The sequence below is a fragment of the Streptomyces sp. NPDC127129 genome, from assembly GCF_042671585.1.
GTDB lineage: Bacteria > Actinomycetota > Actinomycetes > Streptomycetales > Streptomycetaceae > Streptomyces.
The window spans coordinates 74,587-99,695 of the sequence record NZ_JBHXTV010000023.1; the positions used below are offsets into that span (position 1 = coordinate 74,587).

A 25,109-nucleotide genomic window follows, 5' to 3' on the forward strand; every position below is an offset into this window, starting at 1 on the left:
CGCACGAAAGGACCGATATCCGTGGCTCAGCGAGTAGTGGTCACTCTCTTCGACGACATCGACGGCGGAGAAGCGGCGGAAACGGTGGCGTTCGGCCTCGACGGGAAGATGTACGAGATCGACCTGAATCCCGCCAATGCAAAGAAACTGCGCAAGGCGCTGGCGCCCTACCTCGCGGCCGGCCGCAAGCTGACGGGCAGGGCCGCCGCCGCGAGGGCGAGCGGTGCGCCCGCCTCCGTGGCTTCGTACAAGCACACCGCCCTCGCTCCCGACCCGGCGGCGGTCCGCGCCTGGGCGCAGTCCAACAAGCTCGACGTGCCGGCCCGGGGCCGCATTCCGAAGAGGGTCTACGAGGCCTTCCGCGAGGCCAGTTGACCGGGCCGTCCGACGTGCCGCGGCGAACGGAGTTGCACTGCACCCCCGCTGATCGGCTAGAGTCTGGATCACGCCGAGGGGCGAGGCCGCAGGGCCGGACCTCACGCAGCGTGCGGGTGTAGTTCAGTAGTAGAACATCCCCCTTCCAGGGGGAAGGCGCAGTGTGCAATTCCTGTCACCCGCTCTGCATCGCATTACCGACCACTCTTGTGGATCAGGTAGAGTGGTGCTCGCACCGCCCGGTGAAAGCCGGTCGGAGGCATGCGGACGTGGCTCAGTTGGTAGAGCATCACCTTGCCAAGGTGAGGGTCGCGAGTTCGAATCTCGTCGTCCGCTCAGGAAGCGAAGGCCCCGGTTCTCACGAACCGGGGCCTTCGTCGTGTCCGCCCATGTCGCGGCCCCCTCCTGACATTTGTCATGCGCAGCGATGACAGCACGCACTGCCGACCGGCTCCGTCCGCCGCGAGGCTGAGGTCATGACCAACGTGATCGAGGCCGACGACCTCCGCCGGATCTACAGCGGCGGGTTCGCCGCCGTCGACGGCATCTCCTTCGCCGTCCCCCGAGGTGAGATCTTCGCCCTCCTCGGGACCAACGGAGCCGGCAAGACCTCCACCGTCGAACTCCTGGAGGGCCTCGCCGCGCCCAGCGGCGGCACGGTCCACGTCCTCGGCCACGACCCGTACCGCGAACGTGCCGCCGTCCGGCCCCGGATCGGGGTGATGCTCCAGGAGGGCGGCTTCCCCTCCGACTTGACGGTGACCGAGACCGTACGGATGTGGGCCGGCTGCACCACCGGCGCGCGGCCGCTCCTCGAAGCGCTGGAGATGGTCGGGCTCGCCGCCCGCGGCAGCGTGCGGATCAAGCAGCTCTCCGGCGGCGAGCGGCGCCGTCTCGACCTGGCGCTCGCGCTCCTGGGCCGCCCCGAGGTCCTCTTCCTCGACGAGCCGACCACCGGCCTCGACGCCGAAGGCCGGCGCGACACCTGGGAGCTGGTGCGGGCGCTGCGGGACGGCGGCACGACCGTCGTCCTCACCACGCACTACCTGGAGGAGGCCGAGTCCCTGGCCGACCGGCTGGCGATCATGCACCAGGGGCGGATCGTGCTCTCCGGCACCCCCGCCGAGGTCACCGCCGCTCGCCCCGCCCGCATCCGCTTCGTGCTCCCCGAGGGCGTCGAGCCCGGGCGGCTCCCGCTCACCCTGAAGGCCGGGGCGGAGGGACGGCGCGTGGAGATCCGTACGCACGAACTGCAGAACGCGCTCGGCGAACTCCTCGACTGGGCCCGCGAGGCGGACGTACGGCTGGAGGGGCTGGACGCCCGCTCGGCCTCCCTCGAAGAGGCGTTCCTGGAGATCGCCTCCCGCACCGACGACTCCCGTGCCACCGGCTCCCACGCCGACGCCTCCCGCACCGACGCCTCCCGCACCGACTCCCTGGAGACCGCCCGATGAACGCGACCGCACGCCGGATGACCTCGCTGGGGCGGGCCGAACTCACCCTCCTCGGGCGGAACAAGAACAACCTCTTCATCGCCCTGCTGATGCCACTGCTGATGATCTTCGTGCTGCGCTCCTCGCTCACCACGATGGGTGGGAAGGAGCTGCCGATGGGCATGGCGGGCGCCACCCTCATCGGCGGGACCGGCCTGGTCCTCATCCTCGTCGTCTACATGGGCCTGACGTCCGCCCTCGTCGCCCGCCGCGAGGAACTGGTCCTCAAGCGACTGCGGACCGGAGAGGCGAGCGACCTGGAGATCCTCACCGGGGCCGCGCTCCCGTCGGCCGCCATCGCCTTCGTCCAGTGCGCCCTGCTGACCGTCGGCGGCGCCATCGCCCTCGACGTGCCCGCGCCCCGCAGGCCGGAACTGCTCGTGCTCGGACTGCTCGCCGCGGTCGTGCTGCTCGCCGGCCTGGCCGCCGTGACCACGGCCATCACCCGCAACGTCGAGAGCGCGGGGCTCACCACCCTGCCCTTCTTCCTCCTCTCCGCCATGGGATCGGGGCTGATGGTCCCCACGGAGCTGCTCCCCGACCTCGTCGCCGACCTCTGCCGACTGCTCCCGGCCAGCGGTGTCATGGAGCTCGTCCGCATGGGCTGGCTCGGCGTCGGTGACACCAAGGACCTGCTCACCGCCGTACTCAACACATTGGCCTGGGGCGTGCTCACCGTGTTTGCTGTCCGACGGTGGTTCCGCTGGGAGCCGCGTCGCTAGAGAGGGGGGCCGGGCGCGTGTCCAGGCTGACGGGGTGGTGGAGCGGTCGCAGTACGGCGGCCAAGGTCGAGCTGTACACCCGGTGGAGCTTCCACTTCTTCGTGCTGCTCGAGATCGCCTTCATCGGCGGCGGAACGGTGGCGCAGGGCGACCGCAGCCCGCTCGGACTGCCCCTGGCAGCCACCCTGGCCGCACTCGTCTGCCTGCACGCCGTCCTGAACGGCGTGCTCTCCTCCCGCGCCCTCGACTGGGTCCTCGACCGCCGCGAGCGGCCGGTCCGGCTCGCGGCGTCCCTCGTGGCACTGACCGCGGCCGGCGCGCTGACCGCCATCGCCCTGCGGGCCACCGGGGCCCTCGCCGAGCCGGCGGTGGCCGCCGCCGTCGTCACCGGCACGGTCACCTTCACCCTCGGCAGCCTCGTCCTGTGCATGAACCGGATCCGCCACATGCTGTACGTGGCTCCGCTCGCCGCCCTCACCACCGGCGGCGCGGTCGCGGCGGCGGGCGTCGGACTCGGCGAGGCGCTCGGCTACACGGTCGGCATCCTGCTGAGCGGCGGCGGGCTCGTGGCCGCCTGCGGGTTCTCCGGCTGGCTGATGAAGATGGTCTGGGAACTGGAGCGGTCCAAGGAGCTGAAGGCGCGCCTGGCCGTCGCCGAGGAGCGGCTCCGCTTCGGCCGCGACCTCCACGACGTCATGGGCCGCAACCTGTCGGTGATCGCGCTCAAGAGCGAACTCGCCGTCCAGCTCGCCCGGCGCGAACGGCCCGAGGCCGTCGACCAGATGATCGAGGTGCAGCGGATCGCGCGGGAGTCCCAGCGCGAGGTGCGGGACGTGGTGCGCGGCTACCGCGACGCGGACCTGCGCGTCGAACTCGAAGGCGCCCGCGGGGTGCTCGGCGCCGCGGGCATCGACTGCGCGATCGACCCGGTCACCGTCGAACTGCCCGCCGGCGTCCAGTCGGTCCTCGGCTGGGTGGTGCGGGAGACGACGACCAACGTGCTGCGGCACGGAGACGCGCGACGGTGCGGGATCTCGCTGCGGGAGAAGGACGGTTCGGTGCTGCTGACGGTACGGAACGACGGCGTACGGGAAGGGGCGGTGATGGGGCAGGGCTCGGGCCTCGCGGGGCTGCGGGAGCGGCTCGCCGCGGTGGACGGAACCCTGGAGGCGGGACCGCGCGACGGCGGTACGTTCCAGGTGACGGCGTTGGTGCCCGTGGGCGTGCCGAGCGCCAGGAAGGGGGCGTGACCGTGCCCGTACGTGTGCTGCTCGCCGACGACGAGCATCTGATCCGGGGCGCGCTCGCCGCGCTGCTCGCCCTGGAGGACGATCTCGTGGTCGTCGCCGAGGCCGCGACCGGACCCGAGGCGCTTGCCATGGCCCGGGCCCACCGGCCCGACGTAGCCGTCCTCGATCTGCAGATGCCGGGCCTCGACGGTGTGAGGGTCGCCACATCCCTGCGCGACGAACTCCCCGACTGCCGCACCATGATCGTGACCAGCCACGGCCGCCCCGGGCACCTCAAGCGGGCGCTCGCGGCCGGGGTGCGGGGCTTCGTGCCGAAGACCGTCAGCGCCCAGCGGCTGGCCGAGCTGATCCGCTCCGTACACGCCGGAAACCGTTACGTGGACCCGGAGTTGGCGGCCGACGCGATCGCCGCGGGGGACTCCCCGCTGACCGCGCGCGAGGCCGAGGTGCTCGAACTCGCGGCGGACGGCGCACCGGTCGCGGAGATCGCCGAGCGGGCCTCGCTCTCGCAGGGGACGGTCCGCAACTACCTCTCCTCGGCCGCCGCGAAGCTCGGGGCCGAGAACCGTCACGCGGCGGTGCGTCTCGCCCGCGCGAAAGGTTGGGTATAGTTGGCTCCGCGCTACGGCGCATGCGGACGTGGCTCAGTTGGTAGAGCATCACCTTGCCAAGGTGAGGGTCGCGAGTTCGAATCTCGTCGTCCGCTCCATGGAAGAAGCCCCCGGTCCTCTCGGACCGGGGGCTTCTTCGTGTCCCCGCTCGGGGCTACGACCAGGCGGCGCCGGTCAGCAGCTCGTACGCCTCGATGTACTTGGCGCGCGTGGCGTCCACGACCTCCTGCGGGAGCGCGGGCGGCGGCTGCTCGCTCTTGCGGTCCCAGCCGGAGGCCGGGGAGGTCAGCCAGTCACGGACGAACTGCTTGTCGTACGAGGGCTGGGCGCGGCCCGGCTGCCACTGGTCGGCGGGCCAGAAGCGGGAGGAGTCCGGGGTGAGGACCTCGTCGGCGATGACCAGGACCGGGCCGTCTCCGGTGGCCTCGAAGCCGAACTCGAACTTGGTGTCGGCGAGGATGATGCCCCGCTCGCGGGCGATGTCCCGGGCGCGTCCGTAGACCGCGAGGGTCGTGTCGCGCAGCAGCGCGGCGGTCTCCTCGCCGACCTGGCGGGCGACCTCCTCGTACGACACGTTCTCGTCGTGGTCGCCCACCGCGGCCTTGGTGGCCGGGGTGAAGATCGGCGCGGGCAGCTCGGAGCCGTCGCTGAGGCCCTCGGGCAGCGGGATGCCGCAGACCGTGCGCGAGGCGTCGTACTCGACGAGGCCGGAGCCGGTCAGGTAGCCGCGGGCCACGCACTCGACCGGGACCATGGTCAGCGACTTGCAGACGAGGGTGCGGCCCTCCCAGTCGGCGGGAGCGCCGGCCGGCAGCTCGGTGGAGAGGACGTGGTGGGGGACGAGGTCGGAGAGCCGGTCGAACCACCACAGGGAGAGCTTGGTGAGCACCCGCCCCTTGTCGGGGATCTCGGTGGGCAGGACCCAGTCGTACGCGGACATGCGGTCGCTGGCCACCATCACGAGGTCGCCGGCCTCGTTCCGGTAGAGGTCACGCACCTTGCCCGTGTGGAGGTGGGTCAGGCCCGGGACCTGGACGGGCTCGGGCTTTTCTACGAATCCGGACACGGTTCCTCCGCGTAGGTTGATCCAGGAGCGGTTCCGATTCTCTCGCACTCTCCGGGTGACCCGGCGCGCGACCCCTTCGAAGCCCTGGTCAGACCCTGCCGTCGATCAGTCCCGCTTGCAGATGCGGTCCAGGAGGTTCGCCGTGGCGCGCTGGATCCGCTCGTCGACATGGCCCGGCCGGTCCAGGGCGGGCGACCAGGCGAAGGTGCCGGAGGCGAAGACCCAGGCGCCGGACGGGGCGCGGTAGAGCGAGGTCTCCTGGTGGCGCAGAGCGCCTTCGCCGTCCCGGTAGGGCGAGTGGGCGAGCAGGATCCGGCCCTGGTGCTCGGGGAGGGCGGTGCGCGGGAAGTAGCGGTCCGCCTCGCCCGCGACCAGGCCGGGGATCTCGTCCCCGTCCCCGGCGCCGGTGGCGTCCCAGAGCCAGTGCTCCGCGTTCCGTACGACCAGCGGGTGCGGCTCCGGCACCCTTCCCGCGTACTGGATGCCGAGCAGCTGCTGCTCCGGGCGGTCGATCTCGCGCCAGAGCGCCGAGCGGCCGGGGCCGCGGCGCTTGCGGCAGGTGAGGAGCCGGTCGGGGACGCCGGACGGCGAGGGGCCCAGCTCGACCTGCCAGTACATGGTGTTGGCGGAGAGGAAGACGAGGGAGGTGCCCTGCTCGCGGGCGAGTTCGACGGTCCGGCGCATGGGGACGGACCAGTACTCGTCGTGGCCGGGGAAGACCAGGCCGCGGTAGCGGGTGGGGTCGACGCGGCCGGCGTGCAGATCGCGGGTCTCGGCGTAGGCGAGGTCGTAGCCGTACCGCTCGGCCCAGCGGATGAAGTCGTAGGCGTGGCCGACGTGGAGGGGGAGACCGGCGCCCGCGTAGGGGCGGTCGAAGGAGACGGTGATCGCCGCGTCCCGCTCGCCGAGGAGGCGGCCGTCCTCGTCCCACGCGTGGTAGAGGCTGGCGCCCGTCCGGCCGTCCTCGGGATAGAGGTTGTACGCCTGCCAGGTGATGTCCGGCAGGACGAGGAGCAGGTCGGCGGGGTGGCTGTCGCGGACGGTGAAGGGGATGTGGGAGCGGTAGCCGTCGAGGGTGGTGAGCACGGCGACGTACGCGCCGATCGACCAGTGGGCCGGGATCTGCAGGCGCCAGGACTGCCACCAGTGGTGGCAGGAGACCGTGCGGTCGGCGGCGAGCGGCGCGGGCTGGACGATGCCGGAGAGGCGGGGGCTGGTGGTGATCTTGGTGGCGCCCTCGCCGCCGTAGTGACCGATCCGGTAGATGTCGACCGAGAACTGCTGCGGCGGGTCCACCGTGATGTGGAAATCGATCGCCTCGCCGGGTGCCACGGCCCCGTTGGACGCGAACCCCTTGATCTGGCTCCGTACGTCGTCGGCGGTGCGCGGACCGCCGCTTCCGCCACGGGCGAGCGTCTCGTCGGCGTACCACGGGACGACCTGGCCCGTGTCGTCGAAGTAGTTCTCCGAACCGCGCAGCCAGGGCAGGGGGCCCTGGCCGAAAGGGTCCGTGACGGCGTGGGCGAGCGCGCCCGACTCCCACCGCCTGATCTGGTCCGCCCCCATAACGCGCCCCTCCCTCGACTCCCCCGCGTGCCGTCTGCCGTCGTGTCGCACATGCGCTGTCATGGGCTGTCATGTGCTGCTGTCAGTGCCGGTCTCCAGCACATCACATAACGCACGCACTCCGTCACCGTTCGTCGCGAATTGACGTGAACGGAAGGCAAGCTTCCGGGGCCGTCCCGGCTCACACGAGGCGGACGGGCTTCTCGGGGCGTACGCCCGTCTCGGCGAGCCAGGCGTTCAGGGGCTCGGGGTCGCCGTCCTCGACGAGGGCGAGGACGCGGGCGGTGAGGTCGGTGCTCCGCACGCCGCCGACGAGCAGAGCGGGACCGTCGAGCCAGTCGAGACCGGGGGCCGCACCCGCGGTGTCGACGGCGGCGCAGCAGACCATCGCCGTCACATGGTCGGCGAGGAGATCGCGCCCGGTCCGGGGCGGCTGCAGCGGGAAGAGGGGCAGCGTGTCGCCGCCGGGGGCTCCCGCGGCGGTGTGCGGCGCGGGTGCGGGCGCGGCGGGCCCGGCGGCGGCCTCCTCGCGCGCGACGCGGGCGGTGAGCGCGGCGGCGAGGGCGTCGGCGGCGGGGTTGGAGACGGGCGGCTCGGCGAGGTCCAGATCGTCAGGGTCGTCGGCGGCCGCGGGGGCCAGGGGGGCGGGCGTGGGGGTGGGCATGGGCGTGGGGGCGAGGGCGGGAAGGGGCGGCGGGGTGCCGGGAGTGCCGTCCGCCGTCGGGGGCGGCCCGGGGCGGGCCGACAGGTGGGTCATCACGCGGGTCAGCGTCGGACCGTCTGCGCTGCCGCGAGCGGCGGTCTCGTGAGCCGGACCGACGCCGTTGCCGTTGCCTTTGCCGGTGCGGGTGCCGGCGCCGACGCGGGTGTTCGTGGCGGCACGGGCGCCCGAGGGGGTGTCCGGTCGTGGCGGGAGGACGCCCAGTTCGTCGAGGACCTGGTGGAGGCGGGCCGCGTCGCTGCGCCACTTCCGGTCCACGACCTCCTCCGGGTACTGGCTCCAGTCGACCGGGGCCCAGTCCGGGCCGGCCTCCGCCGGGCCGCCGTGGAAGAGCCGGGCGGCGAGCAGCGAGGCGGCTTCGTCGACGGCACCGGGCTCTTCGAGCAGGTCACAGGCCGGGCGCTCGCCGAGCCGTGAGGTGAAGCCCTCGGCGAGACGGTCGCGGCGGGACAGCTCGGTGAGGGCCGCGACGACGCCCACGTCGAGGCTCGACGGCCAGCGGCCCATCCGCCAGGCGGGCAGCGCGACGCGGGTGAGCAGCCGGTCCCAGCCCGCGTAGGCGAGGCCGACCTGCTCCTGGGCGACGATCCGGATGCCGTAGTCCACAGCCTGTGCGCGCTCGGATCCGGCGACGGCGACGCCCCGCTCCATCTCGGCGGCGTGTCCGCGACAGAGGCGCAGAAGGACCCGGGCGACCCACGCGATCGCGTGCGCGCCGAGCCTGCGTGCCGGGTCGAGCCCGGGGGTACGGGGGGCGGCCACCGCCGCGTCGAGGCCCTGGACGAAGCGGCGTGCCGCGGCTATGTCGGGGTGCGCCGAGGGAGCCGTACCCGCGACGACGGGGGCGAGGACGGCGCGCAGCTCGCCGACCCGCATCCACCAGAGGAAGGGGGAGCCTATGACCAGGACCGGCGCGTCGGTGGAGCGCCGGAGCGCGCCCGTACGCCCCGGGCGGTGCGCGGGGTGCGTACGGTCCTCGAGCCAGCTGTCGCAGTCCGGGGTCAGGGCTATCGCGGAGGGCGCGGGGACGCCGAGCCGGTCGGCCAGGTCCCGCACCATGCGGTAGAGGTCGGGGGCCGAGGTCTCGGCGAGCTCGACGGTGGGGGTGACGGCGGGCCGGGAGCGCGCGATCACCAGGGCGACGGCCGCCGCGGCGAGGAGGACGACCAGCGCGAGCACGGTGGTGAGCCAGCGGGCGGCGTCCCAGCCGGCCCCGGTCATGTGGCCGGTGACCCCGCCCGCGTACAGGATCACGGCCGCGGCTGCCGGGAGCACGGCGACGCCCAGCGCCCTGCCGCGGACCCGGAGCACGCCGACGGCCCGGGAGCGCGCGGCACGCGCACCCATCTCCTCGCCGGGAACCGAACCGGTACCGGACACGCCGTACATCACCCCCTCCTGCCCTCGTCGGGACTGCCTGTGGCGGTGTTGCTCACTCCCCCACTGTGGCACCCGCCACTGACATCGCAATGCCGGTGGGCCAAGTGCCGGAACACCTGCGCCGCACCCTAGTTGGGGCGTCGGCAGGCGTCATCCGGATGGCTCAGCCGTCACTCGATGGAATGGCTTTGGGCAAAGGTGATGACGGTTCGGGGCGGTTAGAGGTTCACTCCCCCGCGGCCTTGCGCGCGATGTCCGTACGGTGCTGCGAGCCGTCCAGACGGATCCGGCCGACCGCCTTGTACGCCCGCTCGCGGGCCTGCGCCAGGTCCTTTCCGGTCGCGGTGACCGACAGCACGCGGCCGCCGGCGCTCACGATCGCGTCGCCGTCCTGCTTCGTCCCGGCGTGCAGGACGTACGCGTGCGGTGCATCCTGCGCCGCGACGTCGTCCAGACCCTCGATGGGGTCGCCCGTGCGCGGGGTGCCCGGGTAGTTGTGCGAGGCGACGACCACGGTCACGGCCGCGTCCTCGTGCCAGTTCAGCGGCGGCTCGCTGTCGAGGGTGCCGTTGGCGGCGTTCAGCAGGACGCTCGCGAGGGGGGTCCGCAGCCGGGCCAGGACGACCTGGGTCTCCGGGTCGCCGAAGCGGGCGTTGAACTCGATGACCCGTACGCCACGGCTGGTGATCGCCAGACCCGCGTACAGCAGGCCCTGGAACGGCGTGCCGCGACGGCGCAGCTCGTCGACCGTCGGCTGGAGCACCGTGGCCATGACCTCGTCGACCAGCTTGGGGTCGGCCCAGGGCAGTGGCGAGTACGCGCCCATGCCGCCGGTGTTCGGGCCCTCGTCGCCGTCGAGCGCGCGCTTGAAGTCCTGCGCGGGGGTGAGCGGGAGGACGGTGACGCCGTCGGTGATCGCGAAGAGGGAGACCTCGGGGCCGTCCAGGAACTCCTCGATGACGACCCGGCCGCAGGCGAGCGCGTGCGCCCGCGCCTCCGCCAGGTCGTCGGTGACGACGACGCCCTTGCCGGCCGCGAGGCCGTCGTCCTTCACCACGTACGGAGCACCGAAGGCGTCGAGCGCCTCGTCGATCTCCTCGGGGGTGGTGCAGACGTAGCTGCGGGCGGTCGGGACGCCGGCGCCGGCCATGACGTCCTTGGCGAACGCCTTGGAGCCCTCCAGCTGCGCCGCCTCCTCGGACGGGCCGAAGCAGGGGATGCCGGCCGCGCGGACGGCGTCGGCGACACCCGCGACGAGCGGGGCCTCCGGGCCGACGACGACCAGGCCGGCCTGGAGGTCGGTGGCGAGCCGCGCGACGGCCTCGCCGTCCAGCTGGTCGACGGGGTGCAGCTCGGCGACCTCCGCGATTCCGGCGTTGCCGGGCGCGCAGTGCAGAGCGGTGACGTCGGGATCGAGGGAGAGAGAGCGGCACAGGGCGTGTTCGCGGGCGCCGCCGCCGATGACGAGGACCTTCACGCCAGCCAGGGTAGCCCGCGCGGCGGGATAGCCCTTGTGCGGGCCACCGAGCGAGACGTCCCTACTCGTTCGTGTATTCCTCCACAACGGTGGCTCCGAGCTCGCGCACGATCAGCTCGTGGCCGGAGAGGGCGGAGTCGACGAGGTCCGGGTCGTCCTCCTCCGGCACGTCGTCCTCGGGCGCGACGGGCGGCGGAGCGTACGGCTGGCTCTGCGGTACGGGAGCGGCCGAGGACGCCTGCGGGGCGGGCGCGGCGGAGGACGCGCGCGGGGGCTGGTGCGACGGCTGGGACTGCGGGGCCTGCTGGCCCGACGGGGGCTGCTGGGCCTGCTGGGTCTGCTGTGAGGAAGACCACGGCTGCTGCGGGGCGGGGGCCTGGGCCGGGCGTCCGCCCCCGAAGCCGGTCGCGGCGGGCGGCGGGGTGGCACCGCCCGAGGGGTCGACGATCGCCTCGATCTTCCACTGCACGTTGAACTGGTCGGCCAGGACCTGGCGCAGGACGTCCTCGCTGCCGCTGCTCGCGAAGTTGTCCCGCGCGCCGGCGTTGAGGAAGCCGAGCTGGAGGGTGGTGCCGTCGAACCCGGCCACCTGGGCGTTCTGGCTGAGCAGGATCCAGGTGAAGCGGCGCTTGTTCTTGACGGCGTCGAGGATCGACGGCCACATGTTCCGCACCTGGGCGGCGCCTTGCGCCATGTCACCGGCGGGGGCGGGTGCGGCGGCGGGCGCGGCGGCCTGGGGCGCGGCGGCGGGGGCCTGGGGCGCGGGGGTGGAGGCACCCGGCCAGGCGCCGGGAGCGGGGGCGGCAGGTGCGGCGGGGGTCGCGGCCCCGGGCCAGGCACCGGGCCGGGGCGCTTCCGCGGCGGGCTGCTGCTGTACGGGCCCGGGGGCCTGGGGGGCCGGAGCCTGCGGGGCGGGGGGCTGCGCGACCGGGGCGGGCGGAGGCGGGGCCATCGGCGTGTGGGCGTCGGGCCCGGGGACGTACCCCATGGCGGGCGCGGGCGAACCGGCCGTGAAGACGGCGGCGGACGCCGGGGCGGCCGCGGCGCCGCGCTCCAGCCGGTCGATCCGGGCCTGGAGCGACCGCTCGTCGTCGAAGGCGGCGGGCAGCAGCACGCGCGCGCAGATCAGCTCCAGCTGCAGCCGGGGCGAGGTGGCTCCGCGCATCTCGGTCAGTCCGGCGTTGACCAGGTCGGCCGCGCGGCTCAGCTCGGCCGCGCCGAACACGGACGCCTGCGCCTGCATGCGCTCCACGACGTCCACGGGGGCGTCGATGAGCCCCTTCTCGGCGGCGTCCGGCACGGCGGCGAGGATCACCAGGTCGCGCAGCCGCTCCAGCAGGTCGGCGACGAAGCGGCGGGGGTCGTTGCCGCCCTCGATGACGCGGTCCACGACCTCGAAGGCCGCCGCGCCGTCGCCGGCGGCGAAGGCGTCCACGACCGAGTCGAGCAGGGACCCGTCCGTATAGCCGAGAAGAGAGGTCGCCATGGCGTATGTCACACCGTCGTCGGCGGCGCCGGCCAGCAGCTGGTCCATCACGGACATCGAGTCACGCACGGATCCGGCGCCCGCGCGGACGACGAGCGGCAGCACCCCGTCCTCGACGGGGATGCCCTCGCGCCCGCAGACCTCGCCCAGGTAGTCCCGCAGGGTGCCGGGCGGCACGAGCCGGAACGGGTAGTGGTGCGTACGGGACCGGATCGTCCCGATCACCTTCTCCGGCTCGGTGGTGGCGAAGATGAACTTGAGGTGCTCCGGCGGCTCCTCGACCACCTTCAGCAGGGCGTTGAAGCCCGCCGAGGTGACCATGTGCGCCTCGTCGATGATGTAGATCTTGTACCGGCTGGAGGCGGGCCCGAAGAAGGCCTTCTCCCGCAGGTCACGGGCGTCGTCCACACCACCGTGGGAGGCGGCGTCGATCTCGATGACGTCGATCGAACCCGGCCCGTTCCGCGCCAGGTCACGGCAGGACTGGCACTCCCCGCAGGGCGTGGGAGTGGGACCCTGCTCACAGTTCAGACAGCGCGCGAGGATGCGCGCACTGGTCGTCTTGCCACAGCCGCGCGGCCCGCTGAACAGGTACGCGTGATTGACCCGGTTGTTCCGCAGGGCCTGCTGCAACGGGTCGGTGACATGCTCCTGCCCGATGACCTCGGCGTAGGACTCGGGGCGGTAGCGGCGGTACAGCGCGAGAGACGACACGTATACGAGGTTATAGGCGCCCACCGACAACCCGGGAACGCAAGCGCCCCCCACGCACCCGCCAGAGCCGACCTACCCTTGCTGCCTTCCGGCCCTGGGGGAGTTCAGTCAGATAGCGCCACGTGAGGGGCTCCGCCAAGGGTACCCGATCCCAGAGGCCCCGCGGTCCCCCGGTCCCGACCGCGTGACCTCGTTCTGGATCACGTTCGCGAGCACCCCTCAGCGTCTTGTATTGTTTGCCGCGGAGGATTCGCCTAGTGGCCTAGGGCGCACGCTTGGAAAGCGTGTTGGGGGCAACCCCTCACGAGTTCGAATCTCGTATCCTCCGCCAGTGCCTCACCGGGCACGATGTCGAAGGGCCCCACCGTTCGCGGTGGGGCCCTTCGACGTGTGTGGTTGCAGTTTTGGTTGCAGTTCCCGTCTATCGCCCGTTGAGGACGGCCCGGCACACGTTGCAGTACATGGCCGCGTTCTGCCCGTACCGCCGCATCATCTGGCTGCATCCGGCGCACAGCCCAAGCTCCCACGGCGGGCAGCCCAGCGCCGCGGAGGCCGCGGCGCGTTCTACGGCGGTGATCCGCATCGGGCCGCGGGACCGCGGACCCGGCATACGAGGGAGCGTGAAGCCGCCGGCCGGCTGATCGCCTCCCGCAAGAACCGCGCCTATCTGCGTCGACGTGGCATCCGCTGCACGATTCCGGACAAAGCTGACCAGGCCGGCAACCGCAAGAAGCGCGGCTCGCACGGCGGCCGACCGCCGAAGTTCGACTCGGAGGACTACAAGGAGCGCCACGCGGTCGAGTGCGGCATCTACCGCCTCAAGAGAAACCGGGCAGTGGCCACGAGATACGACAAACTCGCGGTCCGCTACGAGGCGACCGTCCTCGTTGCGGCTATCAACGAGTGGCTGTGACCGGCGCGGAAATCGGTTTGCCTCACCGTGCTATAGGACCGAAGCTCGTCCCCATGACGGTAGACCTCATCGTGCGTCCGGCCCGGCCCGCCGATTCGCGGACCTTGGCCGAACTACGTTGGACGTTCAAGCAGGAGGACCACGAAGGGCAACCGCCAGCTCCTGCTCGGCTCCTGGAAGAGGCCGAGCAGTGGATCCGCACCCGGCTCAGCGATGGCCACTGGTTGGCCTGGGTCGCGGAGACCGAGGGCGAAATCTGCGGACACGTCTTCCTCTGTCTCGTGGAGAGGATGCCGGAGCCCTATGGCGACAACAACCCGGTCGGCTATGTCACGAACTTCTTCGTCATGCCGTCACAACGGAACAAAGGAGCCGGCTCGGCACTCCTGGAGGCGCTGAAGCAGCACTCACGCAGCGCTGGCCTCGAGGGCTTGATCGTATGGCCGTCAGAGCGCAGCACCCCTCTGTATCAGCGCTCCGGTTTCCAGCCTCCAGAGGAACTGCTGGAACTTCCGCTCGACACTTGATGAGATCCACTTCCGATACACGCCCTGGCCCTGATGCCGAGTGGGTCGGGATCACCGACGACACCCGCAAGCGCCACCGTCCGCATCCACACCGGCGAGATCTTCTGGGGTGTACCGGAAGGCGAGCTGAGCGCTACTGCCGTCGCGGTCTCCCCCGAGGCCGCCGGATCTGACTGCGGGCTCCGGCGCGAGGACCGCAGCGCGCGCATGCGATCACCAACAGGACCTGCATAGCCTGGAACCAGGACTCGGGGTGCTCCACCCGGCGGGAGAATCCGATGCCTGAGGAACCCATCGAGAACCCCTTCAGCCGCTGGTTCGAAGGCCCCCTCATCAACACAGGCTCGCAACTGGCGCTGACGCCAGAAGGCGGCGCGAACGGCGAGGGTTCCATCGTCCTTCGGCAGTTCTTCGGGGGCCCGGGCCAACGATGGTGCGTGCAGCCACTCGACGACGGGTCCATCCGGATTCTTCACACGTCCTCGGGAAAAGTACTGGACGTGGACAACGCGTCGATGCAGGGGGGCGCGCGACTCATTTGCTGGCCCTGGCACGGGGGCGACAATCAGCGATTCACGGTCAATCGGGATGGCGTAAGTACGGGAGCATGGGTAAGGGCGAAGCACAGCAATCAGGTGCTGTGCACGGACGGGGATGACGGAGATCCTGTCACGGCAGGATTCTCGGGTGCGACCACGGGGCCACAGCAACTGAATATCGCGGGGGACCGAGTGAGGTCGATCCTTGAATTCGGTAATTACTCCTGGGTCTTGCAGCAGACGCCGCCCGTGAGTGGAACCGTCTTGATGACCCAGCTGTTCGACCCTGAGAGCGTGCAAAACCTGTCGATCCAGTTCCAACGGGTACCGCCGTCCGGGCTCTACCGCATCGCCGTGCCGCAGTTTCGAACGAACGACGACCCCGCCGGCCTGCCCAAGGTCCTCGACATACAGGAAGCGTCCACGGCGAACGGAGCCCGGGTGATTCTGTGGGACTGGCACGGCGGAAAGAATCAACTGTTCGCCATCAGTTCGACAGGTGATCACGGTCACAGAGGCTATACGATCAGGGCCGAGCACTCCTTGAAAGTCATCCAGATAGGCAGCGACGGATTTGCCGGCATCGGTTCCCTTGTACAGGCCGACTTCACTGGCGAAGACAATCAAACGTGGCTTCTATGAATGCGTGACACCGAGTCTGGAGCCGGTGGTCGAGCGGCCGGTCCCCCCGCACATGGCGCACGCCGTGGTCCGGGAATTCCGCCGCGGGGCCCGTATAAGGAGGGCCCCGAGGCCGGTCGCCTCCGTGCTCGTCGTCATCGTGCGCCTCCCGTCGGCTGGAGCGCCCCGGCCTCGGGAGCGACGTTTCCGCGCACCCAGGCGGCGATCTCGTGCGTGGGGGCTCCGGGGGTGAAGAGGGCGGCCACGCCCATCTCCCGGAGCTGCGGGATGTCGGCCTCGGGGATGATGCCGCCGCCGAAGACCGTGATGTCCCGGGCGTCCGCCTCGGCGAGGAGCCGGAGCACCTCGGCGAAGAGCGTCATGTGGGCTCCGGAGAGCACCGACAGGCCGATGCCGTGGGCGTCCTCCTGGAGGGCGGTCTCGACGATCTGGCGTGGGGTCTGGTGGAGCCCTGTGTAGATGACCTCGATCCCCGCGTCCCGCAGGGCGCGGGCGATGACCTTGGCTCCGCGGTCGTGCCCGTCCAGTCCGGGCTTGGCTATCACGACACGAATCGGCGTGTTCATTGTGCTTCCCCCTGTGTTCTGTGTGGCTCAGGTGGTGGGTGTGTAGGTGCCCCAGATGTCGCGGAGGGCGTTGCAGACCTCGCCGACGGTGGCCCGTGCCCTGAGCGCGTCCTTCATCGGATAGAGCACGTTGTCCGTGCCCTCCGCCGCCTTCCGCAGCTCCGCCAGCGCCGCGTCCACCGCCGCCTGGTCCCGCTCCGCACGCAGCCCGGCCAGCCGCTCCGCCTGCTGCGCCTCGATCACCGGATCCACCCGCAGCGGCTCGTACGGCTCCTCCACCTCCACCGCGAACCGGTTCACCCCCACCACCACCCGCTCACCGGAATCGGTCTCCTGCGCGATCCGGTAGGCGGAGCGCTCGATCTCGCTCTTCTGGAAACCGCGCTCGATCGCGCTGACCGCGCCGCCCAGGTCCTCGACCTTCCCCATCAGCTCCAGCACGGCCGCCTCGACGTCGTCCGTCAACTTCTCCACGACAAACGACCCCGCGAACGGATCGACGGTGGCGGTCACATCCGTCTCGTACGCAAGAACCTGCTGCGTCCGCAGTGCCAGGCGCGCCGACTTGTCCGTCGGCAGCGCGATCGCCTCGTCGAAGGAGTTGGTGTGCAACGACTGCGTACCACCCAGCACCGCCGCCAGACCCTGCACCGCGACGCGCACCAGATTCACCTCCGGCTGCTGCGCGGTGAGCTGCACCCCGGCGGTCTGCGTGTGGAAACGCAGCATCAGCGACTTCGGATTCTTCGCACCGAACTCCTCGCGCATCACCCGCGCCCAGATCCGCCGCGCCGCCCGGAACTTCGCCACCTCCTCCAAAAGCGTCGTCCGCGCCACGAAGAAGAAGGAGAGACGCGGTGCGAAATCATCCACATCCATCCCGGCCGCGACCGCCGTACGGACGTACTCGACGCCGTCCGCCAAAGTGAACGCGATCTCCTGCGCCGGCGAGGCACCCGCCTCCGCCATGTGATAACCCGAGATCGAGATCGTGTTCCACTTCGGGATCTCGGCCTTGCAGTACTTGAAGATGTCCGCGATCAACCGCAACGAAGGCTTCGGCGGGAAAATGTACGTACCCCGCGCGATGTACTCCTTCAGCACATCGTTCTGGATCGTCCCCGTCAGCCTCTCCGCCGGGACGCCCTGCTCCTCACCCACGAGCTGGTACAGCAGCAGCAGGAGCGCGGCCGGCGCATTGATCGTCATCGACGTGGACACCCGGTCCAGCGGAATACCGTCGAACAACACCCGCATGTCGTCGACCGAATCGATCGCGACACCCACCTTGCCGACCTCACCATGCGCAATCGGGGCATCGGAGTCGTGACCCATCTGCGTCGGCAGATCGAAAGCCACCGACAAACCCGTCGTACCGTTCGCGATCAACTGCTTGTACCGGGCATTCGACTCCACCGCCGTACCGAAACCCGCGTACTGCCGCATCGTCCACGGACGACCCGTATACATCGATGGGTACACACCCCGCGTGAACGGAAACGAACCCGGCTCACCCAACTCCTCCGCCGGATCCCACCCCTCCAGCACACCCGGCCCGTACACCGGCTCGATCGGCAACCCCGACTCCGACTCACGCATGAATTCCCCCGTTGATTTCCGCCGTGCCGTGGTCAGTTCCGGACGTCCAGGACGTACTTGCCGGTGGAGGCCCGCGTCTCCAGGAGCTCGTGTGCGCGCGTCACGTCCTGCAGCGGCAGGACCGTCACGTCCACGCGGACGGTGCCCTTGGCGACCTCGGTCAGCGCCTGCTCCAGGTGGGCGCGGAGCAGCGCCGGGGCGCGGCCGGCGACGCCGCCGAGGTTGTAGCCCGCGAGGGAACTGTTCGTGTACCAGGGGTGGTTGCCCTCGAAGGTGACGTCCTCGGCGGCGGCGTTGCCGAAGATGACGTGGCGGCCGAAGGCTGCCAGCAGGCCGGTCACGGACGACCGGAAGGCGCCGCCGACGGAGTCCAGGACCAGGTCGGCGCCGGCGCCGCCGGTCCGCTCGGCCACCTCGCGCTCGAGCTCGTCGTAGGACACCACGCTGTCGTAGCCGTAGGCGCGGGCGTACGCGGCCTTGGCCGGGGAGCTCGTCACGCCGATGACCGTGGCGGCGCCGAGCGAGCGGGCGAGCTGTGCGGCGGCCGTGCCGACACCGCCGGCGGCGGCGAGGACGACGACGGTCTCGCCCTTCGCGAGCCGGCCCGCCGAGGTGAGGACGCCGAGCGCGGTGGTGACGTTGCACAGGGCGCCCGCCGCGACGGCGCCGTCGAGCCCGGCGAGGTCGCCGTCGAGGCGGACGGCGTGCTCGGCTCCGACGGCGACCACCTCGGCGTTGCCGCCGCCGCCGAGCGTGAGGGCGGCCACGCGGTCGCCGACCTCGAAGCCGGTGACGTCCCCGCCCACGGCGCGCACGGTGCCGACGGCCTCGAGACCCGGGAAGTGGGGCAGGTCCACGGGGAACTGGCCGCGGCGGAACATCACTTCGGCGAAGTTCACGCCCGCGTACTGCACGTCGACCGTGAGCTGTCCGGCCTCCGGCTCGGGCACGGCGGCGTCCGCGACGCCGAGGACGGACGGGTCACCGAAGGACTCGAACCGGACGGTGCGCATGCGGTGTCCCGGGGTCGTGGGGGTCTGGGCGGTGTTCGTCATCGGATTCCCGTCTCGCTGAAGGTGGTGGTGGGGCCGTGGCCGGTGAGCAGCCGGGTCTCGTCCGGGCAGAGGCCGGCGATCATGCGCAGGGAGCTCTCCAGACCGGCCGGGCTGGCGCCCGGCGCGTCCGCGCGCCCGGGGCCGGTGGCGAGGAGGCTGTCCCCGGTCGCGAGGAGCGGCTCGGCGCCACCGTCGAAGCGGAACATCACGGAACCCCCGGTGTGTCCGGGAGTGTGCAGCACGGTGACGGGGCCGGTCGCGAAGGTCAGCTCACCGCCCTGTGCGGGGAGTTCGCTCACCTCGTCGGGCTCCTCGTCGGGGTGTCCGAGGAGGAGTTCGCGGGGGAAGGAGTCCGGCAGCCCCCGGGCGGGGGCGCCGAGCTGGTAGCGGTCGGCGGGGTGGATCCAGGCGGCGACTCCGTAGTGCCGGGCGAGCGGCACGGCGTCCCACGTGTGGTCCATGTGGCCGTGTGTGATCAGGATGGCCTCGGGCTCCAGGCGGTGGGCCCGGACGGCCTGTCGGACCGCTTCGGCGGAGTCGTGCCCGGGGTCGACGATGAGGCAGGGATTTCCCGGTCCTGCGGCGACGAGATGGACGTTCGTGCCGAACTTGCCGGTGGAGGCGGACAGTACGAGCATGACGCGACTCTGACCGAGACCTCGGTCATATGTCAATTACCGTTTGTGTATCAGAACCCTGGCTCAGAACTCGCCTATAGTGGCCGGTGCCGGCGTCCCGCGCCCCGACCGGGTCCGGCGCCCCATACCCGTACGGTCGTCGTCCCATCAGGGGGTTCGCACGTGAAGGCCATCGCCGTCCAGCGTTACGGAGGGCCCGAGGTCCTGGAACTCATGGACCTGCCCGAGCCGCGCCTCGGCCCGGACGTCGTGCTCGTCCGCGTGCGGTACGCGGGCGTCAACCCGGCGGACTGGAAGATCCGCGAGGGCTACATCGACGACTGGTTCGAGTCCCACTTCCCGATGGTGATGGGCTGCGACCTGTCCGGCGTGGTCGAGCGCACCGGCCTCGGCGTCACCGAGTTCTCCCCCGGCGACGAGGTCGTCGGCTACGTCCGCTGCGACCACATGCAACGCGGCACGTACGGCGAGCTGGTGGCCGCACCCGTCAGGACCCTGGCGCACAGGCCGCCCTCCCTCGACCCGCGGGCCGCGGCCGGACTGCCGGCCGCCGGGCTCACCGCGTACCAGGCACTCCGCCGCCATCTGCAGATCGCCGCCGGTGACGTGCTGCTCGTCCACGCGGCCGCCGGCGGGGTCGGCTCGCTCGCCGTGCAGATCGGCCGCGCCCTCGGCGCCCGGGTCATCGGGACGGCGAGCGAGCGCAACCACGACTTCCTGCGGTCGCTCGGGGCCGAGCCGGTGACCTACGGGCCCGGACTCGCCGACCGGGTGCGCGCCCTGGCGCCACAGGGCGTCGACGCCGTCTTCGACCTCATGGGCGGCGACACCCTCTTCGGCTCGCCCGCGCTGCTGCGGCCGGGCGGGCGGCTCGCCTCCATCTCCGGCGACGTGACGCGGCTCGGCGGCCAGTACGTGTTCGTCCGCCCCGACCCGGCCGACCTGGCCGAGCTGGTGGCGATGGCGGAGCGCGGCGAGGTCCGGGTCCACGTCAGCGCCGAGTTCCCGCTCGCCGAGGCGGCACGCGCGCATGAACTCGTGCAAACCGGCCATGTGCGGGGCAAGATCGTCCTCGCGGTCCAGCCGGACTGAACCGGCGCGACACAGCCGTCGGCACTCGCGAAACCCGTACGAAACAAGGGCCGTCCCCACCCGGGGGCGGCCCTTTACGCATGTCCGGGGCGTCCGCACCCCGTCTCCAGTGATCCTTGAGCGGCTCTCGATCCAGCCGTCCCGAAGCCGTCGGTCAGACCCTTCGCCGTTCGCAGACGAAACCCAAGGGGCGGCTGTGAGGCTGGTTTCACGCCCTCGGGGGGCGTCGCCGAACCCAGACCCACGGACGAACGGACGGGGCATGACCCTTGCTGAGCAGGAGCGGCCCGAGGCCGCTCCGGTCGCTGCCGAACTCGCCTACCAGCGACCGCTGGACCGCGTCCTGGTGCACCGCCGGGCCGTCATGGAGGTGTTCGTCACGGACGCCGTCCGGCTCGACGACGACACCTTCGCCGTGGCCGTCCAGGCACCCCGCGCACACGGCTACTACAACGACCACACGCAGCGGCCCGTGCTGCTCGACCCCCTGTTCCTCCTGGAGGCCGCCCGGCAGGCCGTCACCGTCGTCGCGCACCGGTGGCTGGACGTCACGTACGACACGTCCTTCCTGATCAGCGACTGGACCACCGAGTTCACGGACCTCGCGGCGCTGCGGGCCCGCGGCGACGCCCCGGACGAGCTCGTCGTCGAGGTCACCACGCGCGACCTCAGGCGGCGCGGCACCAAGCTGCTGGCCGCCACCCTGGAGTGCGCGTTCGTCGTGGCCGGCCGGCGGGCGGGGACCAGCTCCGTCGTGGCCGGCTACCTCAGCCGCGACGGCTACGGGGCGCACCGGGAGAAGAGCCGGGGCACCGTTCCGCCGCTCTCCTCCGCGATGCCGCAGACCCGCGCGGGCACGCCCGTGGCACCCGCCCTGGTGGGACGCGAGCGGACCGAGAACGTGGTCCTGACGGAGGTCGAGCGCCCCGGCGGGCCGGTCGCCCTGCGCGCCCTGCTCGACGTGCCGGTCCTGCACCCGGCCATGTACGACCACCCGCTGGACCACGTGCCCGCGATGGCGCTCATGGAGGCGGCCCGCCAGGCCGCGGTGCTCGCCGCGGGGGCGCCCGCCGAGCGCCGCTACGCCGCCGCCTTCGCGGCCACGTTCCGCCGCTTCGTCGAGCTGGACAGCCCGGTCACCGTCTCCGTCGCACCCGCGTCGGACGACCGCTTCACCGTCGACTTCCTCCAGGACGGGGCCTCGGTCTGCACGGCCACGGTCGCCGTCGCCGCGCTCCCGGGGCCGCCGGCCCCGGCCACGGACGGCCGGTGACGGCGCCGTGCGACTGGACTCACCGCTCGCCCTGACGGCGACGGCCTGGTACCCGGAGGGTCGCCAGACCGTCGAGGAGGCCGTGGCCGCGGGTGACATCCCCGCCAAGACCGCCCGCGAACTCGGCTACACATCGCTCCCGGTCAGCGAGGACACCGCACCCCCGGACATGGCCGTCGAGGCCGCGCACCAGGCCCTCGCGCTCTCCGGAGCCCGGGCCGAGCGGCTCTCGCTCGTCCTGCACGCGAGCGTCCACCACCAGGGTCACGACGCCTGGTCGGCCCCGCACTACATCGCCCGCCGGATCGGCGCCGACAACGCCGTACCGATCGGGCTGCTCCAGCAGTGCAACGGCGGCGCCGTCGGCATCGAGCTTGCCGCGAGCCGCCTCCAGGGCGACCCGGACGCCGGGCCCGCGCTCGTCACCACCGCCGACCGTTTCCTGATGCCGAGCTGGCACCGCTGGCTCAGCGACTACGGCATGGCGGCCGGCGACGCGGCGACGGCCGTCCTCGTCGACCGCGCCGGAGCGCCGACGGGCCCCGGGCGGGCCCCCGACCTGCTGCTGCACTCGCTCGCCACCCGGGCCGCCTCCGAACTCGAGGTGATGCACCGCGGCGACGACGAGCTCAACGCGACACCGATGGGCCACAGTCCGATGATCGACGTGCGGCGGACCAAGCGCGCGTTCATCAAGGCGTACGGCGTCGACCTCTTCCTCAAGACGGCCGCCGACCGGATCCGTGGCGTCGTCGAGGAGGCTCTGGCCGCCGCCGGCCTCACCGGCGACGATCCGCGGCTGCGCCACGCCGTGATCCCGCGCCTCGGGAGCAAGGCGATGGCGGAGGCGTACATCCCGCCGCTGACGGAGGTCACCTCCGCGGAGGTGCTCGACCTCGGCCGCGCCACCGGACACGTGGGCGCCGGCGACCTGAACGCCTCCCTCGCCGACCTGGCCCGCACGGATCTGCTCCCGCCCGGGAGCCACGCGCTCGTGCTCAACGGCGGCGGCGGCTTCACCTTCACCGCCGTGGTCGTCAGCAAGTGCTGACCCCACCACGGCCCCTGACCCACCTTCATCCGCACCACACCACCTCCCAAGGAGCCACCACCATGTCCGCTTCCCAGGACCGTCTCTTCGCCCTCGTCTCCGACAAGCTCGGCGTCCCCGCCGAGGAGCTGAACACCACCGCCACCTTCGACGCCCTCGAACTGGACTCGCTCGCCCTGATCGAACTCAGCGTCATCGTGCAGAAGGAGTTCGGCGTCGAGATCGACGAGACCGCGCTGACCCCGGAGAACACCTTCGCCGACGTCCTCGGCGAGATCGACGCCAAGATCGCGGTGGCCTGATGACCGGCATACCGACGAGCGCCCGCAGCGGGCGCACGAGACGCTTCGACGTGGCCGTCACCGGCGTCGGCCTGGTGACCCCGGCCGGCCTCGGCGTCGAGGCCAACTTCGAGACGGTGTGGGCCGGCCGGTCCACCGCCGCCGTCGACCCCGAACTCGCGGGCCTGCCCGTCGACTTCGCCTGTCGCGTGCCGGGCTTCGACGCGGGGGCGCTGCTCGGGCGGCGCTCCGCCGTCCGCATGGACCCGATCAGCCACTTCGGCGTGGTCGCCGCCCGGCAGGCCGTCGAGGACGCCGGGCTCGACCCGGCGGCCTGGGACGGCCCCCGCGTCGGCGTGGTCGTCGGCACCTCCCTCGGCGGCTGGTCCACCGTCGAGCGGGAGCACGGCAAGCACCTGGCCGACGGCCCGGGTTTCGTCTCACCGCTCCTGATGGTCATGGGCCCGGTCAACATGACCGCCGGCTACATCGCCATGGACCTCAAGGCACTCGGCCCCAACCAGGTGGTGTCGACGGCCTGCGCCTCCGGCAACACCGCGATCGGCTACGCCCGTGCCCTGCTGGAGTCCGGGGTCTGCGACATCGTCCTGGCCGGCGGAGCGGAGGCGGCGATGTCCCCCACCGCGATGGCCAGCCTGGCCAAGGCCGGGGCGCTGTCCACCCGGCGCGACGACCCGGCGTCCGCCTCCCGGCCCTTCGACGCCGACCGCGACGGATTCGTCGCCGGCGAGGGAGCGGCCATGCTGGTCCTGGAGCGGGTCGAGGACGCAACGGCGCGCGGTGCGCGCATCCGCGCCCGGGTCTCCGGCTTCGGCGCGTCCGCCGACGGCCACCACGCCTCGGCGCCCGATCCGACGGGCAGCGGGGCCGAGCGGGCCATCCGGGCGGCGCTCGCCGACGCCCTGGTCGACGCCTCCGAGGTGGACCACGTCAACGCGCACGGCACGTCGACGCCGCTCAACGACATCACCGAGGCCGGGGTCATCCGCCGGGTCTTCGGCGAGAAGCCGGCCGTGACCTCCACCAAAGGCGTCGTCGGCCATCTGCTGGGCGCGGCCGGGGCCGCCGAGGCGGTGTACACGGTGCTCGCCGTCGAGCGCCGGCTCGTCCCGCCGACGGCCAACCTGTCCAGCCTGGACCCGGGCATCGGGGTCGACGTCGTCGCCAAGGAGGCCCGCCCGATGGAGATCGGCGCCGCCGTGAACGACTCGTTCGGCTTCGGCGGACAGAACGCCGTGATCGTGGTGACGCCGGCGTGACCACGACCGAGAACGCCCCGCCCCGCTCCGTGCTCGTCACCGGGGGCAACCGGGGCATCGGACTGGCCGTCGCCCGCTCGCTCGCCGCCCGCGGCGACCGGGTGGCGGTCACCTACCGCACCGGCGAGCCCCCCGAGGGCCTGTTCGGGGTGCGCTGCGACGTGACCGACGAGGCGCAGGTGGCGCGGGCCTTCAAGGAGGTCGCGGCCGAACAGGGCGACGTCGAGGTCCTCGTCGCCAACGCCGGGATCACCCGGGACGGGCTGCTGCTCACCCTCGACGACGAGGCCGTGGACACCGTGCTCGACACCAACCTGCGGGCGGTCATCCGGGTCGCCCGGCACGCCTCCCGCTCCATGCTCGGCGCGCGCTGGGGCCGGATGGTGCTGATCTCCTCCGCCGTCGCGTTCACCGGCTCGCCCGGCCAGACGAACTACACCGCCGCCAAGTCCGGCCTCGTCGGCCTCGCCCGCTCGCTCGCCTGGGAGCTCGGCAGCCGTGGCATCACCGTCAACGTCGTCGCCCCCGGGCTCGTGGAGACGGACATGCTCCGCGAGGTGCGGCCGGCCCGCCTCGACCAGTACCTGGCGATGACGCCGCTCGGCCGCGCCGGCACCGCCGACGAGGTGGCCGCCGCCGTCCGCTTCCTCACCGGCGAGGAGGCCTCGTACGTCACCGGCGCCGTGCTGCCGGTCAGCGGTGGGCTCGGCATGGGTCACTGACGCCCCCTGCCGTACGCCTTCACCACCACGCACCAAGCGCAGCAAGCCACGCGCACCAACCCACGCGCGG

The 25,109-nt window shown here is 72.0% G+C and carries 23 protein-coding genes, 4 tRNA genes and 1 other RNA gene; 18 read left to right on the forward strand and 10 right to left on the reverse strand.

The window, feature by feature from the left end; all coding sequences use genetic code 11:
• Positions 1-21 precede the first annotated feature (21 nt).
• The 8 genes from ACFVGW_RS33245 (at position 22) to ACFVGW_RS33280 (ending at position 4,549) form a co-directional block, all read left to right on the forward strand.
• Positions 22-375, forward strand: coding sequence for an Lsr2 family protein (locus tag ACFVGW_RS33245; RefSeq protein WP_352189735.1), 354 nt, complete (start codon positions 22-24; stop codon positions 373-375).
• Between the two features lie 112 nt (positions 376-487).
• A tRNA-Gly gene (locus ACFVGW_RS33250) sits at positions 488-559 on the forward strand.
• A 79-nt stretch (positions 560-638) separates the two neighbouring features.
• Positions 639-711, forward strand: a tRNA-Gly gene (locus ACFVGW_RS33255).
• A gap of 140 nt (positions 712-851) precedes the next feature.
• The gene (locus ACFVGW_RS33260) at positions 852-1,829 is read left to right on the forward strand and encodes an ABC transporter ATP-binding protein (protein ID WP_385854569.1); all 978 of its coding nucleotides are present in this window, start codon (positions 852-854) and stop codon (positions 1,827-1,829) included.
• A complete protein-coding gene (locus ACFVGW_RS33265) occupies positions 1,826-2,590 on the forward strand; it encodes an ABC transporter permease (protein WP_385854570.1) in 765 nt (254 codons plus the stop codon). Before ACFVGW_RS33260 ends, ACFVGW_RS33265 begins: the two co-directional genes overlap by 4 nt.
• Before the next feature lie 17 nt (positions 2,591-2,607).
• Positions 2,608-3,840, forward strand: coding sequence for a sensor histidine kinase (locus tag ACFVGW_RS33270; RefSeq protein WP_385854571.1), 1,233 nt, complete (start codon positions 2,608-2,610; stop codon positions 3,838-3,840).
• Positions 3,837-4,451: a response regulator transcription factor gene (locus ACFVGW_RS33275; protein ID WP_352189739.1), complete on the forward strand. Its 615-nt coding sequence runs from the start codon at positions 3,837-3,839 to the stop codon at positions 4,449-4,451. The genes ACFVGW_RS33270 and ACFVGW_RS33275 overlap by 4 nt, the downstream gene beginning before the upstream one ends.
• 22 nt (positions 4,452-4,473) lie before the next feature.
• Positions 4,474-4,549, forward strand: a tRNA-Gly gene (locus ACFVGW_RS33280).
• A gap of 56 nt (positions 4,550-4,605) precedes the next feature.
• On the opposite strand, the gene ACFVGW_RS33285 is transcribed toward ACFVGW_RS33280, so the two are convergent.
• The 6 genes from ACFVGW_RS33285 to ffs all read right to left on the reverse strand — a co-directional run bounded on the left by ACFVGW_RS33285 (position 4,606) and on the right by ffs (position 12,996).
• The gene (locus ACFVGW_RS33285) at positions 4,606-5,517 is read right to left on the reverse strand and encodes a phosphoribosylaminoimidazolesuccinocarboxamide synthase (protein WP_352189740.1); all 912 of its coding nucleotides are present in this window, start codon (positions 5,515-5,517) and stop codon (positions 4,606-4,608) included.
• A 105-nt stretch (positions 5,518-5,622) separates the two neighbouring features.
• Positions 5,623-7,083, reverse strand: coding sequence for a N,N-dimethylformamidase beta subunit family domain-containing protein (locus tag ACFVGW_RS33290; protein ID WP_385854572.1), 1,461 nt, complete (start codon positions 7,081-7,083; stop codon positions 5,623-5,625).
• 181 nt (positions 7,084-7,264) lie between these two features.
• On the reverse strand, positions 7,265-9,193 hold the full coding sequence (locus tag ACFVGW_RS33295) for a hypothetical protein (protein ID WP_385854573.1): 1,929 nt from the start codon (positions 9,191-9,193) through the stop codon (positions 7,265-7,267).
• A 217-nt stretch (positions 9,194-9,410) separates the two neighbouring features.
• Positions 9,411-10,661, reverse strand: coding sequence for a phosphoribosylamine--glycine ligase (gene purD / locus ACFVGW_RS33300; protein WP_385854574.1), 1,251 nt, complete (start codon positions 10,659-10,661; stop codon positions 9,411-9,413).
• A gap of 61 nt (positions 10,662-10,722) precedes the next feature.
• Entirely contained in the window at positions 10,723-12,861 is a 2,139-nt protein-coding gene (locus ACFVGW_RS33305) for a DNA polymerase III subunit gamma and tau (protein ID WP_385854575.1), read from the reverse strand.
• 36 nt (positions 12,862-12,897) lie between these two features.
• Positions 12,898-12,996: signal recognition particle sRNA small type (gene ffs, locus ACFVGW_RS33310), an RNA gene on the reverse strand.
• A gap of 108 nt (positions 12,997-13,104) precedes the next feature.
• On the opposite strand from ffs, the gene ACFVGW_RS33315 reads away from it, so the two are divergent.
• The 4 genes from ACFVGW_RS33315 to ACFVGW_RS33330 all read left to right on the forward strand — a co-directional run bounded on the left by ACFVGW_RS33315 (position 13,105) and on the right by ACFVGW_RS33330 (position 15,482).
• Positions 13,105-13,192 (forward strand) — tRNA-Ser (locus ACFVGW_RS33315).
• 42 nt (positions 13,193-13,234) lie between these two features.
• Positions 13,235-13,774: a hypothetical protein gene (locus ACFVGW_RS33320; RefSeq protein WP_385854576.1), complete on the forward strand. Its 540-nt coding sequence runs from the start codon at positions 13,235-13,237 to the stop codon at positions 13,772-13,774.
• A gap of 53 nt (positions 13,775-13,827) precedes the next feature.
• Positions 13,828-14,301 (forward strand): GNAT family N-acetyltransferase, encoded by a 474-nt coding sequence (locus tag ACFVGW_RS33325; protein ID WP_385854577.1) that lies wholly within the window; start codon positions 13,828-13,830, stop codon positions 14,299-14,301.
• A 278-nt stretch (positions 14,302-14,579) separates the two neighbouring features.
• Positions 14,580-15,482, forward strand: coding sequence for an RICIN domain-containing protein (locus ACFVGW_RS33330; RefSeq protein WP_385854578.1), 903 nt, complete (start codon positions 14,580-14,582; stop codon positions 15,480-15,482).
• 134 nt (positions 15,483-15,616) lie between these two features.
• On the opposite strand, the gene ACFVGW_RS33335 is transcribed toward ACFVGW_RS33330, so the two are convergent.
• From ACFVGW_RS33335 to ACFVGW_RS33350, 4 genes are read right to left on the reverse strand one after another with little or no spacing between them, the layout of a single operon-like run.
• A complete protein-coding gene (locus tag ACFVGW_RS33335; RefSeq protein WP_383291754.1) occupies positions 15,617-16,048 on the reverse strand; it encodes a cobalamin B12-binding domain-containing protein in 432 nt (143 codons plus the stop codon).
• 27 nt (positions 16,049-16,075) lie between these two features.
• Positions 16,076-17,647 carry a methylmalonyl-CoA mutase gene (locus tag ACFVGW_RS33340; RefSeq protein ID WP_385854579.1) on the reverse strand — a complete coding sequence of 524 codons (1,572 nt, stop codon included), beginning with the start codon at positions 17,645-17,647 and terminating at the stop codon, positions 16,076-16,078.
• Positions 17,648-17,679: 32 nt separating this feature from the next.
• Positions 17,680-18,702: a zinc-binding alcohol dehydrogenase family protein gene (locus ACFVGW_RS33345; protein WP_385854580.1), complete on the reverse strand. Its 1,023-nt coding sequence runs from the start codon at positions 18,700-18,702 to the stop codon at positions 17,680-17,682.
• A complete protein-coding gene (locus tag ACFVGW_RS33350; protein ID WP_385854581.1) occupies positions 18,699-19,340 on the reverse strand; it encodes an MBL fold metallo-hydrolase in 642 nt (213 codons plus the stop codon). Before ACFVGW_RS33350 ends, ACFVGW_RS33345 begins: the two co-directional genes overlap by 4 nt.
• A 162-nt stretch (positions 19,341-19,502) precedes the next feature.
• Between ACFVGW_RS33350 and ACFVGW_RS33355 the strand changes: the two genes are divergently transcribed.
• From ACFVGW_RS33355 to ACFVGW_RS33380, 6 genes are all read left to right on the forward strand, one after another.
• Positions 19,503-20,432, forward strand: a complete 930-nt coding sequence (locus ACFVGW_RS33355; RefSeq protein ID WP_385854582.1) for an NADP-dependent oxidoreductase — start codon at positions 19,503-19,505, stop codon at positions 20,430-20,432.
• A 262-nt stretch (positions 20,433-20,694) separates the two neighbouring features.
• Positions 20,695-21,705, forward strand: a complete 1,011-nt coding sequence (locus ACFVGW_RS33360) for a ScbA/BarX family gamma-butyrolactone biosynthesis protein (RefSeq protein ID WP_385854583.1) — start codon at positions 20,695-20,697, stop codon at positions 21,703-21,705.
• Between the two features lie 7 nt (positions 21,706-21,712).
• Complete coding sequence (locus ACFVGW_RS33365) at positions 21,713-22,756, forward strand: ketoacyl-ACP synthase III family protein (protein ID WP_383294368.1); 1,044 nt, start codon at positions 21,713-21,715, stop codon at positions 22,754-22,756.
• A gap of 62 nt (positions 22,757-22,818) precedes the next feature.
• Positions 22,819-23,058: an acyl carrier protein gene (locus ACFVGW_RS33370; RefSeq protein WP_383226463.1), complete on the forward strand. Its 240-nt coding sequence runs from the start codon at positions 22,819-22,821 to the stop codon at positions 23,056-23,058.
• Positions 23,058-24,317, forward strand: coding sequence for a beta-ketoacyl-[acyl-carrier-protein] synthase family protein (locus ACFVGW_RS33375; protein ID WP_385854584.1), 1,260 nt, complete (start codon positions 23,058-23,060; stop codon positions 24,315-24,317). The genes ACFVGW_RS33370 and ACFVGW_RS33375 overlap by 1 nt, the downstream gene beginning before the upstream one ends.
• Positions 24,314-25,039, forward strand: a complete 726-nt coding sequence (locus ACFVGW_RS33380; RefSeq protein WP_385854585.1) for an SDR family oxidoreductase — start codon at positions 24,314-24,316, stop codon at positions 25,037-25,039. Before ACFVGW_RS33375 ends, ACFVGW_RS33380 begins: the two co-directional genes overlap by 4 nt.
• Positions 25,040-25,109: the final 70 nt, after the last annotated feature.